The organism is Brachybacterium sp. AOP3-A1-3, from assembly GCF_052378285.1.
GTDB lineage: Bacteria > Actinomycetota > Actinomycetes > Actinomycetales > Dermabacteraceae > Brachybacterium.
Genome location: NZ_JBQSXM010000011.1, coordinates 11745 through 25499, shown reverse-complemented (window position 1 = coordinate 25499; position 13755 = coordinate 11745). Strand labels below are relative to the sequence as shown.

The following is a 13755-nucleotide window of genomic DNA, read 5'->3' as shown; positions in this document are numbered from 1 at the left end:
ACGGGCGACGTGACGCACTGGTGGAACTTTCCTCCACACGGACGAGTTGTCCACATTTTCGGATGACGGCATTCTGACCCTTTGGTAACTGAAATAAGTGTGCAATCCTTGATGCATGGATCGGGAATTCGAAGACGCGGAAAATGCGCAGGGTGGGGTCAAGGGCGAGCCCGAGTACTCTGCGTCTGCGTCTGCGTCTGCGTCTGCGTCTGCGTCTGCGTCTGCGTCTGCGGCCGCGGCCGCGGCTCCGAATTCGGACCCGGATTCAACTGCGGAGCCAACTCCGGGACCCGAGGGTGAGCTCCGCCTCGGAGATGTGGATCTGCCCGCTGTGCTGTCGGCATTGGTCCATGCAGGGGGCGATGGGTCGCAGTCGATCGAGCGCCTCTCGGCGCAGGCCACGCTCTCGCTGCTCGCCGGACTGCGCGAGGTGTCCACGGCGATCGCCGCCGTGCAGGCGCGTGCGCTCGTCCGTCTCGAAGGTGCGGTCAAGGACGAGTGCCTGGCCCAGGAGATGGCGCCGCGCATGGCGGTGAAGACAGCCCGGGCCGAAGCTGCGTTCGCCCTCCATGCCGCACCCGCCGTGGCAGGCCAGACCATGTCGAGTTCCCGTCGGCTGGTGCAGTCGATGCCCGGGATGCTCCGCGCCCTGGCGCACGGTCGGCTCTCACCAGAGGCTGCCCATCGCGTCGGTCGCGTCGTCGGCCCAGCTTCTCCGGAGCTGCGCTCCCAGGTCGACCAGGTGCTCACCGAGCACCTTCCGTATCTCGAGGGCTGCGGGGTGCAGCAATGGGGAGACGAAGCAGAGAAGGTGATGCACGCGCTCGACCCCGAAGGCGCCGCAGCCCGGCACACACATGCCGTGCAGAGCCGCAACGTCTCTGTGCGCCGAGCGGAGAACGGGATGAGCGTGGTGACCGCGAGGCTCACCGCGCTCGATGGTGCCCGGATCCGCAAGAGCCTCGCCCTCGAGGCGGAAAGGGCGCGGGCCCACGGTGACCGTCGAGGCCATCAGCAGATCATGGCGGACATGTTCGCCGATACGCTCCTCGGCCGCAGCGAGGGGATGGAGCCTGCCACCATGGAGATCGGCGTGATCATCACCGACCGGTCGCTGTTCGTCCCGGGCCACGCAGACCCCGCCGTCGTCGAAGGTCTGGGGACGGTCCCGTACGAACACATCCGCGACGAGATGCGCCGCGCCATGGCATCGGCCGGGGACGATCCGGAACTGCGCCTCGCACTGCGCAATCTCTACACGGACCCGGAGGATGGTCAGCTCGTCGCCGCCGAGGCCAGATCGCGGGCATTCCCTCCTGCACTCGCACGATTCCTGCGCTGGAGCCACATCACCTGCCGCGCGCCCTACTGCGATGCACCGATCCGCCAGAACGACCACATCACGCCCTACGCGGCCGGCGGGGCCACGTCCGTGGACAACGGCAACGGGCTGTGCGGCATCGACACCCAGAAGGAGGAGGAAGGGGTGCGCGCGGAGGTCATCCACGATGACACCGGCCATCGCCGCACCGTGGAGTGGACCACCCGATACGGACAGAAGGCACGACGCAGCGGCATCAACTTCGACCCCGTCGGAACTGCCCGGCGTCGAAGGCATCGACGGCTGTCGGCGACGGAGCGGGCCGCCTCGGTGCTCGGAGACCCGGAACAGGTCGCCCCCAGGGAGTCCGCGGCGATGCCGCCCGTAGCAGATCCACCAGAACAGCAGAAGGGGTGGGTCACGTATACCCTCGGTGAGCTGGAGCCGACCCGCGAAGGCGGGCCGACGCCGCCCGACTCCCATGCGATCATCCACCGGGCGATCTGCCGTCTCATCCCCACTGGAATCCTGACGAGGAGACCACCGGATCACCCCGGGAAGCGGCTGCTCTGCGCCCACAGCGACTACGTCTTCGACGCGACGCTCCCGAGCACGAGACGCGAGGCGCGGGATGAGGCCAGAGAAGAGGGGGAGTGATCTCCGCCCCCTGCAACTACGGCCCGCTCCCGGCCGGACCGGTCAGTCGATCTGCTCGGACAGCTCCAGCCACCGCTCCTCCAGGCCCTCCACCTCGGACTCGATGGCGCGCACCTCCTCGGTGATCGACTGCAGCCCCTGGTAGTCGGACTGGTCATGGGCGGCGAGCTTCTCGTGCAGCTTCTTGGTCTGCCCCATCAGCTTCTCCATGCGGCGCTCGGTGGCACTCAGCTCCTTGCGAGCAGCATGCGCTTCCGCGCCACCTGGTGCCGCTGCAGCTCCCGCCATGGAACGAGCAGCGTCACCGGTGCCGGTGCCGGTGCCCGAACCGGTGCCGCTTCCTGCACCGGCAGCGCCGGTCGTGGCCCTGCGGCCTCCAGTTGTCTGCGCAGTTCCCTTCGCATCGGCTGCCGCACGCAGCTCGAGATACTGCTGGACGCCGCCCGGGACATGACGCACGGTCCCGTTCAGCACCGCGTACTGCGTGTCCGTGACGCGCTCGAGCAGATACCGGTCGTGGGACACGACGATCAGCGGGCCGGGCCACGTGTCCAGGAGATCCTCCATCGCCGCGAGCATGTCGGTGTCCATGTCGTTGGTCGGCTCATCGAGAACCAGCACATTGGGTTCCTCCAGCAGGGTCAGCAAGAGGTCCAGGCGGCGCTGCTGGCCACCGGACAGAGCGCCGACCAGCACCTTCTGATGAGCGGTGGTGAACCCGAGCCGCTCCAGGAGCTGCCCCGGGCTGACCTCGTCCTTCCCCGCCCGGAACGAGCTGCGATAGCGGCCCACGACATCGCTGACCCGCGACTGCAGATGGTCCTTGAGCCCCTCGACCCGCTGCGTCACCTGACGCACGGTGACCGTCTTACCGCGCTTGACGCGCCCTGCCTGCGGCTCGAGGTCCCCGGTGATCAGGGCGAGGAGCGTGGACTTCCCGGCACCGTTCGGGCCGAGGATCCCGATGCGGTCGGCCGGGCCGATGTGCAGCGTGACGTCATGCAGCACGCGCACGGCGCCGTACCCGGCATCCACATCGAGCACGTCCAGCACATCTCGACCCAGGCGCGAGGTGGCCAGCTGCGTGAGCTCCACGGCGTCGCGCACAGGGGGCTCGTCCGCGATGAGCTCGGTGGCGGCATCGATGCGGAACTTCGGCTTCGAGGTGCGCGCGGGCGCACCGCGGCGCAGCCAGGCGAGCTCCTTGCGCATGAGGTTCTGGCGCTTGTTCTCGATCGCAGCTGCCTGGCGGTCGCGTTCGACGCGCTGGAGGATGTAGGCGGCGTACCCGCCCTCGAAGGGATCGACCACCCCGTCGTGGACCTCCCACATCCGGGTGCAGACGGCGTCGAGGAACCAGCGGTCGTGAGTGATGACCACCAGGCCGCCGTCCTTGTGGTTCCAGCGCCGGCGCAGATGCTCGGCGAGCCAGGAGATGCCCTCGACGTCGAGATGGTTCGTGGGCTCGTCCAGCAGCAGCACATCCCAGTCGCCGACCAGAAGCTCTGCGAGGTGCACGCGCCGCAGCTGCCCGCCGGAGAGATCCGCGAGCTCCGCCTCGAGGTCGATCTCGTCGAGCAGACCGGCGAGGACGTCGCGGATCCGGGAGTCCGAGGCCCACTCGTACTCGGGGCGGTCGCCGACCACACGGTGGCGCACGGTGGTGTTCGCGGTCGCCTCGTCCTGCTGGCTGAGCACGCCCACCCGGACGCCTCCGCGCACTGTCACCCGGCCCGAGTCCGGCTCCTGGAAGCGGGCGAGGAGGCGCAGGAGGGTGGACTTGCCGTCGCCGTTGCGGCCCACGACGCCGATGCGGTCGCCCTCATCGATGCCGAGCGTGATGTCGTCGAGCAGGACACGGTCCGGCAGCGAGACATGGAGGGATTGGGTGCCGAGCATATGGGCCATACGGAGTCATCCTTCGAGAAGCTGGGTGCTGGGGGACGGACGAGTCACCGGCGTCGTCCAGGACATCTGCATGCCGTGCGGACGCCGGTTCTGCGGATCATCGATCCAGCGGATCGTCCACCTCGAACGTGAGCAGGAGCGAGCGCAGCGCATCCGCCAGGGCGGAGCTGCCCTCAGCGGTGAGCGGGCGCAGCAGGTCCCGTTCCGCCGCGAGCAGACTCTCCATGGCAGCGTCCACCCGGGACACCCCGTCAGGTTGCAGACGCACCTCGACGGCGCGGCCATCGCGCGGGCTCCGGCTCTTGGTGATCAGACCCCGCGTGACGAGCTTGTCGATGCGGGTGGTCATGGTGCCGCTGGTGACGAGGGTCTGCCGCATGAGAGCGCCGGGGGAGAGGGCGTCGTCCCCGCTGCGCCGCAGAGCAGAGAGCATGTCGAACTCCCAGCCTTCGAGGCCCGCCGCGGTGAACGAGTCGCGGCGCGCGGTCTCGAGGTAGCGCGACAGCCGGGAGATGCGGGAGAAGACGGCGAGCGGCTCGATATCGAGGTCCTCGCGTGCACGCTCCCAGCCCTCGATGATCCGATCGACCTCGTCGAGGCGCGGCGCGGCGGCGTCATCAGGAGTCATGGGCATGCTCCGAGTCTAGGGCGGGGGACCAGCGACCGGCAGGTCCGGCCGGTTCCGGGTGGTGCGTTCCACGGCGGATCCCGGTGTGGCCGTGATGCGCTGTGGGCCGCGTGCGTCGGCGGGACCAGCGGCGGCCGACGGGCCCGCGCACCGGCCGATGGGCCCGCGCACCGACTGAAGGGCCCACGCACCGGCCGACGGGCCCGCGCACCGACTGAAGGGCTCGTGCACCGGCTGACGCGCCCGCACACCCGACGACGGGCTGGCGCGTCGGACGACGGGCTCACGCGCCGCCGAGCCGCGGGTCAGTCCCGCGAGCCCTCGTGCAGCGTCGGCGACTTCTGCAGGTCCACGAGCCCGTACCAGGACAGGTTCACCATCCGCGAGGCCACGATCTCCTTGCTGGGGGTGCGGGTCTCCAGCCACCACTGACCGGTGTAGGCGACCATCCCGACCAGCATCTGCGCGTACATCGTGGCGTCGCGCTCGGGATAGGAGTGCAGTTTCAGCTGGGCGGCGAGGATCTCCTCGACCCGCTGGGCGACGTCGGTGAGGAGGGAGGAGAAGGTGCCGCCTGCCTGGCTCACCGGGGAGTCCCGGACCAGGATCCGGAATCCGTCCTCGTTCTCGTCGATGTAGGACAGGAACGCCAGCGCCGCGCGCTCCATGAGCAGGCGGGGATGGAGCCGCTGCTCGCGCAGAGATCTCTCGAGGTCCGCCAGAAGGGTGCTGACCTCGCGATCCACGACCACCGCGTAGAGGCCTTCCTTGCCCCCGAAATGTTCGTACACGATCGGCTTGGAGACGGAGGCTCGGGCCGCGATCTCCTCGACGCTCGACATGTCGAAGCCCTTCTCGGCGAAGACCGAACGCCCCACCGTCACGAGCTGTTCGCGCCGTTCTCGTCCCGTCATCCGGGTGGACCGGCCGCGAGGGGCTCCGTTCTCCGCCATGTCGGAAGTCTCCCACAGGCACCGACGTCGGACTCGGCGGCGGTCGCGTCCGGACAGGGCCGGGGCTCGGTGTGCTCGGCCGGGAGGTGAGCGACACTCCGGGCTGGTGCCCGTGGTCGGACACCGGTTCGGGCGCGATCACCGGCGTGGGCAGGAGCACTTCGGGACGCCGCTGATCGCGGCCCGGAACCCCTGGTCCTGACGATAGGATCGGTCCGCGCCCACGGGCTCGCCTTCGCGTCCGCGCGGCCCTCGACGGCCTGAACGGATCTCTCGGGGGCAGCCTCCGGCGCGCTCCGCCATGGTGTAATCGGCAACACCTCAGATTTTGGTTCTGAAGTTTCAGGTTCGAGTCCTGATGGCGGAACGCCCACTGCCTCCGCGGCGGTGCCGCTGCACATCACCCGTCGATTCCGAGGAGCTGCCGACGTGGAATCCCCTGCCCCCGCCGCTGTCATCGTCCTGGCAGCAGGTGCCGGGACGCGCATGAAGTCCCGCACACCGAAGGTCCTCCATGAGATCGGGGGTCGATCGCTTCTCGTGCATGCGGTCACCGCCGCAGAGGGCACCGGTCCCTCCGAGCTCGTCGTGGTCCTGCGCCACGAGCGCGATCGTGTCGCCGCACATCTCGCCGAGCACGCCGCCGAGGTCTCCGTCGCCGACCAGGACGACGTGCCGGGCACCGGTCGCGCCGTGCAGTGCGGCCTCGACCAGGTCTCCGCGACCGAGGGCACGGTCCTGGTGACCTACGGGGACGTGCCGCTGCTGGAGCCGGCCACCCTGCGCGAGCTGGTCACCGCGCACGAGGACGCCGGCGCCGGCGTCACCGTCCTCACCGCACGAGTTCCGGACCCGACCGGGTACGGCCGCATCCTGCGCAGCGAGGACGGGTCCGAGGTGCTGGGCATCGTCGAGCACAAGGACGCCACCGACGAGCAGCTCGCGATCGATGAGATCAACTCGGGCATCTACGCCTTCGACCTCTCGGTGCTGCGGGATGCTCTCGGGCGGATCGGCACCGACAACGCGCAGGGCGAGATGTACCTCACCGACGTCCTCTCCGTCGCCCGGGCCGACGGCCGCTCGGTCCGCGCGGTCGTCACCGCCGACGTGATGATGGTCGAAGGGGTCAACGATCGTGTCCAGCTGGCCCAGCTCGGCGCGGAGATGAACCGCCGCACACTCGAGCGCCACATGCGCTCGGGCGTCACGATCATCGATCCCGCCACGACGTGGATCGACTCCGACGTCTCGATCGCCCAGGACGCCGTGATCCTCCCCGGCGTGCAGCTCCACGGGGCCACCGACATCGGCGCGGAGGCCACGATCGGCCCGGACACCACGCTGCGCGACACCGAGGTCGGTGAGGGCGCGGACGTGGTCCGCTCCCATGCCGTTCTCGCGGTGATCGGCGCGCACGCCACCGTCGGCCCGTTCTCCTACCTGCGGGCCGGGACGGACCTCGGGGAGAAGGGCAAGATCGGCGGGTTCGTCGAGACCAAGAACGCGAAGATCGGCCTCAGCGCGAAGGTGCCGCACCTCAGCTATGTCGGCGACGCGGAGATCGGGGAGGGCACCAACATCGGGGCCGGCACGATCTTCGCCAACTACGACGGCGTGGACAAGCACCGCACGACGGTCGGCACGCACGTGCGGGTCGGTTCGGACAACGTGCTCGTGGCGCCCATCACCATCGGCGACGGGGCCGCCACCGGAGCCGGGACCACCGTGCGCAAGGACGTGCCCCCGGGCGCGCTGGCCGTGAACGCGGTCTCGCAGCGGAACATGGAAGGATGGACCCTGCGACGCCGTGCGGGGACCGCGGCCGAGGCGGCGGCACGTGCCGCCCTCGACGCCGAGGACAGGTCCGTTGCCGATGCGCCTGCCACAGAAGTTGCCGATGAGCACAAGGAGCACGAGCAGCGATGAGCGGAATCGTCACCACGGGGGAGAAGCGACTGGTCCTCGCCTCCGGCAGGGCCCACCCGGTCCTCGCGCAGGAGGTCGCCGATGAGCTCGGCGTCGAGATCCTGCCGATGGACGCCTGGGACTTCGCCAACGGCGAGATCTATGTGCGCTACGGGGAGTCGGTGCGCGGCACGGATGTCTTCGTCCTGCAGTCCCACCCCGCTCCCATCAACACGTGGGTGATGGAGCACCTGATCATGATCGACGCCCTCAAGCGCGCGTCGGCCAAGCGGATCACGGCGATCGCCCCGAGCTTCCCCTACGCCCGGCAGGACAAGAAGCATCGCGGTCGCGAGCCGATCTCGGCGCGCCTGATGGCGGATCTCTACGAGACCGCCGGGGTGGACCGCATGATCTCCGTGGATCTCCACGCACCACAGGTCCAGGGCTACTTCAACCGTCCGCTGGACCACCTCATGGCCCTGCCGATCCTCGCGACCTACATCCAGGAGAAGTACGGCAACGAGGACATCGCCGTGGTCTCGCCCGACGCGGGCCGGATCCGCGTCGCGGAGCAGTGGGCGAAGAGACTGGGCGGCGTGAACCTCGCGTTCGTGCACAAGTCGCGTGACATCAACCGGCCCAACCAGGCGGTGGCCAAGCGCGTGATCGGTGACGTCACCGGCAAGACCTGCGTCCTGGTCGACGACATGATCGACACGGCCGGCACCATCGTGCAGGCGTCCGACGCGCTCATCGCCAGCGGCGCGAAGTCCGTCGTCATCGCCACCACCCACGCGATCCTGTCCGACCCGGCCACCGAGCGGCTGAAGAACAGCTCGGTGCGGGAGATCGTGTGCACCAACACGCTGCCCGTACCCCCGGAGAAGCAGTTCGACCGGCTCACCCAGCTCTCGATCGCACCGCTGCTGGCGCGCGCGATCCGTGCGGTGTTCGACGATGGTTCGGTCACGAGCCTGTTCGACGGCGAGGTCTGAGCAGCACTCCTGCCCTCGGCCGGTGACGAAGGGCCCGCATCCCGCCGGATGCGGACCCTTCGCGGTGCCGTGCGCTCTGCCGGATGCGGACCCTTCGCGGTGCCGTCCTCGCCGACGGCGATGGCCGTCACGTCGGCGAGGGACTCCGGGCTCCCGCGTGCTAATCTCACCGGGTCACTTCGGCGAGGGAGCGGGCATGAGCCCCTCCGTGATCGACGCGGTGCGGAGACCAGGAGTTGCTCCTGTGCCCCGTGGCGTCGCTCATCGTCGAGCAACCGCATCCACGAGGAGCACCACCATGGCTGAGAACCTGAATGTCGAACTGCGCGAGGACTTCGGCAAGGGCGCTGCCCGCCGCCTGCGCGTCGACGGCCGTATTCCCGCCGTCCTGTACGGCCACGGCGAGGCCCCGCTGCACCTGTCCCTCCCGGGCCACGAGACCGCGCTGATCGCCCGTAACCCCAACGCCCTGCTCGAGCTGAAGCTCGCCGACGGCACCCAGCACCTCGCCCTCATCAAGGAGATCCAGCGCCACCCGCTGAAGCGCTCCCTGAACCACCTCGACCTGATCACGGTCCGCAAGGGCGAGAAGGTCGAGGTCGAGATCCCCGTGATCCTCCACGGCGAGCCCGTCGCGCCGGCCGACGCCTTCGTCGACCTGCAGCACCTCACCCTCCTGGTCGACGCGCTGAACGTCCCCGAGCAGGTCGACGTCGACGTCGAGGGCTCCGAGGACGGCTTCCAGGTCTTCGCCGGCGACGTGACCCTGCCCCAGGGCACCGAGCTGGTCACCGACGCCGAGATCCTCGTCGCCAGCGTGGCGCTGCCCCGCGTGCAGGAGGAGTCCGAGGACGAGGAGTCCACCGAGACCGCCGAGGCCGAAGAGGGCTCTGCCGACGAGGAGTGACCCTCCCGAGCGGATGTCGGGGGACAGGGCGGCGTCCAGCCTCCCCGCACCCGGTCGGTCCGCTCGTTTCCTCACATGCGCCACCCCGGGGCGTCGCGCACTGCGCGGCGCCTCGGTACGGTGTCCGAGGCCGGGAAGAGCGCGCGGTGGATCGCGCCGGCCGCCACCAGGCCGCCCCGGGAGCAGGATCCCGGAACGGCGTCGACGCTGCAGCGAGGAGCAGTCCATGACCGTGAGCGAACGTCGACCCGGACCGTACCTGGTCGTGGGTCTCGGCAACCCCGGCTCGAAGTACGCCGCGACCCGGCACAACATCGGGCATATGGTGCTCGATCACATCGCCGCCGCGGCCGGGGGCCGTTTCACCGCAGCCCGCCGTGCCCAGGCTGTCGTGCTCGAGGGCCGCCTCGGCATCCCCGGAGCCGACGAGCGCGTCATCCTCGCCAAGACCACCACCTACATGAACGTCTCCGGGGGCCCCGTGAAGGCGCTGGCCTCCTACTACGACATCCCCCCGGAGCGGATCGTCGCGGTCCATGACGAAGTGGACATCCCCTTCGACACCGTCCGGCTCAAGCTCGGCGGCGGCGAGGGCGGCCACAACGGGCTGCGCGACATCACCAAGGCCCTGGGCACCAAGGACTACCTCCGTGTGCGAGCGGGCGTCGGCCGGCCCTCGGGCGGCCGGGACACGGCCGACCATGTGCTCGCGCCGTTCACCTCCACCGAGCGCAAGTCCCTCGAGCTGCTGATCTCCGATGCCGCCGACGCCGTGGAGGCCGTGGTCCTCGAGGGCCTCACCGCGGCCCAGCAGCGCTTCCACTCCCGAGAGGCACGATGACCACGAACAGCACGACCACGAACAGCACGACCACGAACCGTCCCGCGCTCGGTCCGACCCGTGCCCCGTTGCGCCCGCTGCTGGACCAGCTGGCGGCCGGGCGTGATCTCACCGCGGTGCGCTCCTTCGTGCAGGAGGGCTCGGACAGCGGCGACGGCGGGAGCATCGTCGCGGCGACCGGACTGTTCCCCTTCGTCGTCGCCGATCTCGCCCGTGAGGCGAGCGCCGAGCGCCCGCTGGTCGTGGTCACCCCCACCACGCGCGCCCTCGAGGACGTGCGCTCCGCGCTGTCCGCGCTGATCGGCACGGATCACGTCGCCGAGCTCCCCGCCTGGGAGACGCTTCCCCACGAGCGCCTGTCCCCGCGCGCCGACACCGTCGCGAAGCGCCTGGCGACGCTGCGGCGGCTCGCGCACCCCGAGTCCGAGGACCCGGTCCACGTGCTCCTGCTTCCGGTCCGTTCGCTGCTGCAGCCCATCGCGACGGGACTCGGGGACCTCACACCGGTGCGCGCCGCCGTCGGGGACACCTATCCGCTGGACGACCTCGTGCGCGACCTCGTCGACGCGGCCTATGCCCGGGTCGACATGGTCGAGAAGCGCGGCGACTTCGCCGTGCGCGGCGGCATCCTGGACGTATTCCCGCCCACCGAGCCGCATCCGCTGCGCGTGGACCTGTTCGGCGACGAGATCGACGACGTGCGCTACTTCTCCGTCGCCGATCAGCGCTCCTTGGACCCCGCGCCCCGCGGGCTCGACGCCCCGCCCTGCCGTGAGATCCTCCTGACCCCGGCGGTGCGCGAACGCGCCCGCGCCCGCGCCGAGGACCTGCCCGGGGTGCGGGACCTGCTGCTGCGCATCGCCGACGGCATCGCCGCCGACGGGATGGAATCCCTCAGCCCGGTCCTCGTGGACGGGATGGAGCAGGTCGCCGACGTCCTCCCGGAGAACGCCCGCCTGCTGATCCTGGATCCCGAGCGGACCCGTGCCCGCGCGGAGGAGCTCGTCGCCACGACCGACGAGTTCCTGGCGGCGGCCTGGTCCAGCGCGGCGGCCGGCGGTGGTCTGCCCATCGACGTCGGGGCGGCGAGCTTCGTCCCGCTGGGGGAGGCCAAGGGGCATGCCCGCGAGGGCGGCCGGCCGTGGTTCACCCTGGCGACCTTCGGCCTGGATGCCGATGTCGATCTCACGCGCGGTGCGCAGACCCACCCGGGGTACTCCGGGAAGCCGGGCGACGCCGCGAAGGACCTCGAGCAGCGTCGCCAGGACGGCTGGAGCGTCGTGGCGACCATGGTCGGTCCCGGCGGCGCCCGTCACGTCAGCGAGAACCTCCGCGCCGAAGGCATGCCGGCACTCTTCTCCCCGGACCTCGAGGGGCCCGTGGATCCCGGCCAGGCCGTGGTCACCGTCGGACCGTTCCCCGAGGGCCTCGTGGCTGAGGACCTCAAGCTGGTCCTCGCCTCCGAGCGCGACCTCACCGGCAAGTCCGGCGCGCGGCGCGGCGAGGAGCGCAAGATGCCCTCGCGGCGCCGCAACGTCGTCGATCCGTTGCAGCTGCGCCCCGGCGACCACGTCGTCCACGCCCACCACGGCGTGGGGCGCTTCCTGGAGATGACCAGCCGCGCCGTCGGCGTCGGTGCCAAGCGCACCACCCGCGAGTACCTCGTGATCGAGTACGCGGCCTCCAAGAAGGGCCAGCCCGGGGACCGGCTGTACGTGCCCAGCGACCAGCTCGACCAGGTCACGAAGTACGTCGGCGGCGAGGATCCCAGCGTCAACCGCATGGGCGGCTCGGACTGGGCCAAGACGAAGTCCCGGGCGCGCAAGGCGATCCGCGAGATCGCCGACGAGCTGGTGCGGCTGTACTCGGCACGGCAGGCCGCCCCCGGGCACGCCTTCGCCCCCGACACCCCGTGGCAGCGTGAGCTCGAGGACGCGTTCGAGTTCGTGGAGACCCCGGATCAGCTCGTGACCATCGACGACGTGAAGTCCGATATGGAGAAGACCGTCCCGATGGACCGTCTGATCCTCGGCGACGTCGGCTACGGGAAGACGGAGATCGCGGTGCGCGCCGCCTTCAAGGCGGTCCAGGACGGCAAGCAGGTCGCTGTGCTCGCCCCGACGACCCTGCTCGCCCAGCAGCATCTGGACACCTTCGCCGAGCGGTACACCGGCTTCCCGGTCACGGTGCGCGGGCTCTCCCGGTTCCAGAACTCCGCGGACTCGAAGGCCACCATCGAGGGCGTCGCCGACGGCAGCGTCGACATCGTCATCGGCACCCACCGCCTGCTCACCGGGCAGGTGCGGTTCAAGGACCTGGGGCTCCTGATCGTTGACGAGGAGCAGCGCTTCGGCGTCGAGCACAAGGAAACCCTCAAGGCGCTGCGCACCGACGTGGACGTGCTCGCGATGTCCGCCACCCCCATCCCGCGCACCCTGGAGATGGCGGTGACCGGGATCCGCGAGATGTCGATCCTCGCGACCCCGCCGGAGGAGCGTCACCCGGTGCTCACCTATGTCGGCGCCCAGGAGGACAAGCAGATCACGGCCGCCATCCGGCGCGAGCTGCTGCGCGAGGGCCAGGTGTTCTACATCCACAACCGGGTCGAGGACATCGACCGGGTCGCCGCGCATCTGCGCGAGCTGGTCCCCGACGCCCGGGTGCAGGTCGCCCACGGCAAGATGAACGAGGCCCAGCTCGAACGGGTCATCGTGGACTTCTGGGAGCGCGACTTCGACGTGCTGGTGTGCACCACCATCGTCGAGACCGGCCTGGACATCGCCAACGCGAACACCCTGATCGTGGAGAACGCCGACAAGTTCGGGCTCTCCCAGCTGCATCAGCTGCGCGGTCGTGTGGGCCGTTCGAGCGAGCGCGCCTATGCCTATTTCCTCTACAACGCCACCAAGCCGCTCACCGAGCTCGCCCACGACCGGCTCACCACGCTGGCCACGAACACCGATCTCGGCGCCGGTATGAAGGTCGCGATGAAGGACCTCGAGATCCGCGGTGCGGGCAACCTGCTGGGCGGCGAGCAGTCCGGCCACATCGCCGGGGTCGGCTTCGATCTCTACGTGCGCATGGTGGGGGAGGCCGTCTCGGCGTTCCGCGGCGAGTCCACGGCCCCCGAGAAGGAGATCCGCGTCGAGCTCCCGCTGGATGCGCATGTCCCGCACGACTACATCGGCTCCGAGCGTCTCCGCCTGGAGGCCTACTCGAAGCTGTCGGCCGTGCGCGAGGTCGCCGAGATCGACCAGATCCGCTCCGAGCTCACGGACCGCTACGGCGCGCCGCCGCAGCCGGTCGAGGTGCTGCTGGACGTGGCGCGGTTCCGGATCGATGCCCGAGCCGCCGGCATCGACGAGGTGCAGGCGCAGGGCAAGATGATCCGCTTCGCGCACCTCGAGGTGCCGGACTCCGCAGCGATGCGCATGAAGCGCCTCTACCCGGGCACGCTGCTCAAGCCCACCACGCGCCAGGTGCTCGTGCCGCGACCGATGACCTCGCGCTTCGGGGGCACCGAGCTGCGTGACCACGAGCTGCTGGACTGGGCCCGCGAGGTGCTGCGCACCCTGGTCCCGGCGGCGGCGGAGTCCATGACCTCGCCCACCATCCAGGGATCGGCGAAGTAACC

General features: G+C 70.1%; 9 protein-coding genes and 1 tRNA gene. 7 read left to right on the top strand and 3 right to left on the bottom strand.

The window, feature by feature from the left end:
* The first annotated feature begins 316 nt into the window (after nt 1-316).
* A complete protein-coding gene (locus tag ACT3T5_RS14090) occupies nt 317-1978 on the top strand; it encodes a DUF222 domain-containing protein (RefSeq protein WP_444594659.1) in 1662 nt (553 codons plus the stop codon).
* Nucleotides 1979-2020: 42 nt separating this feature from the next.
* On the opposite strand, the gene ACT3T5_RS14085 is transcribed toward ACT3T5_RS14090, so the two are convergent.
* The 3 genes from ACT3T5_RS14085 to ACT3T5_RS14075 form a co-directional block, all read right to left on the bottom strand.
* Nucleotides 2021-3886: an ABC-F family ATP-binding cassette domain-containing protein gene (locus ACT3T5_RS14085; RefSeq protein ID WP_444594658.1), complete on the bottom strand. Its 1866-nt coding sequence runs from the start codon at nt 3884-3886 to the stop codon at nt 2021-2023.
* Nucleotides 3887-3983: 97 nt separating this feature from the next.
* On the bottom strand, nt 3984-4520 hold the full coding sequence (locus tag ACT3T5_RS14080) for a MarR family winged helix-turn-helix transcriptional regulator (protein WP_444594657.1): 537 nt from the start codon (nt 4518-4520) through the stop codon (nt 3984-3986).
* 299 nt (nt 4521-4819) lie between these two features.
* Complete coding sequence (locus ACT3T5_RS14075; protein ID WP_444579361.1) at nt 4820-5467, bottom strand: TetR/AcrR family transcriptional regulator; 648 nt, start codon at nt 5465-5467, stop codon at nt 4820-4822.
* 295 nt (nt 5468-5762) lie between these two features.
* Here ACT3T5_RS14075 and ACT3T5_RS14070 point away from each other — a divergent pair.
* The 6 genes from ACT3T5_RS14070 (at nt 5763) to mfd (ending at nt 13753) form a co-directional block, all read left to right on the top strand.
* Nucleotides 5763-5834 (top strand) — tRNA-Gln (locus tag ACT3T5_RS14070).
* A 62-nt stretch (nt 5835-5896) separates the two neighbouring features.
* A complete protein-coding gene (glmU, locus tag ACT3T5_RS14065; RefSeq protein WP_444594656.1) occupies nt 5897-7396 on the top strand; it encodes a bifunctional UDP-N-acetylglucosamine diphosphorylase/glucosamine-1-phosphate N-acetyltransferase GlmU in 1500 nt (499 codons plus the stop codon).
* A complete protein-coding gene (locus tag ACT3T5_RS14060; RefSeq protein WP_193118129.1) occupies nt 7393-8373 on the top strand; it encodes a ribose-phosphate diphosphokinase in 981 nt (326 codons plus the stop codon). The genes glmU and ACT3T5_RS14060 overlap by 4 nt, the downstream gene beginning before the upstream one ends.
* Nucleotides 8374-8671: 298 nt before the next feature.
* Nucleotides 8672-9280: a 50S ribosomal protein L25/general stress protein Ctc gene (locus ACT3T5_RS14055; protein ID WP_444579364.1), complete on the top strand. Its 609-nt coding sequence runs from the start codon at nt 8672-8674 to the stop codon at nt 9278-9280.
* A gap of 226 nt (nt 9281-9506) precedes the next feature.
* Nucleotides 9507-10121, top strand: a complete 615-nt coding sequence (gene pth / locus ACT3T5_RS14050) for an aminoacyl-tRNA hydrolase (RefSeq protein WP_444579366.1) — start codon at nt 9507-9509, stop codon at nt 10119-10121.
* Nucleotides 10118-13753, top strand: a complete 3636-nt coding sequence (gene mfd / locus ACT3T5_RS14045) for a transcription-repair coupling factor (RefSeq protein WP_444594655.1) — start codon at nt 10118-10120, stop codon at nt 13751-13753. The genes pth and mfd overlap by 4 nt, the downstream gene beginning before the upstream one ends.
* The last annotated feature ends 2 nt before the right edge of the window (nt 13754-13755 follow it).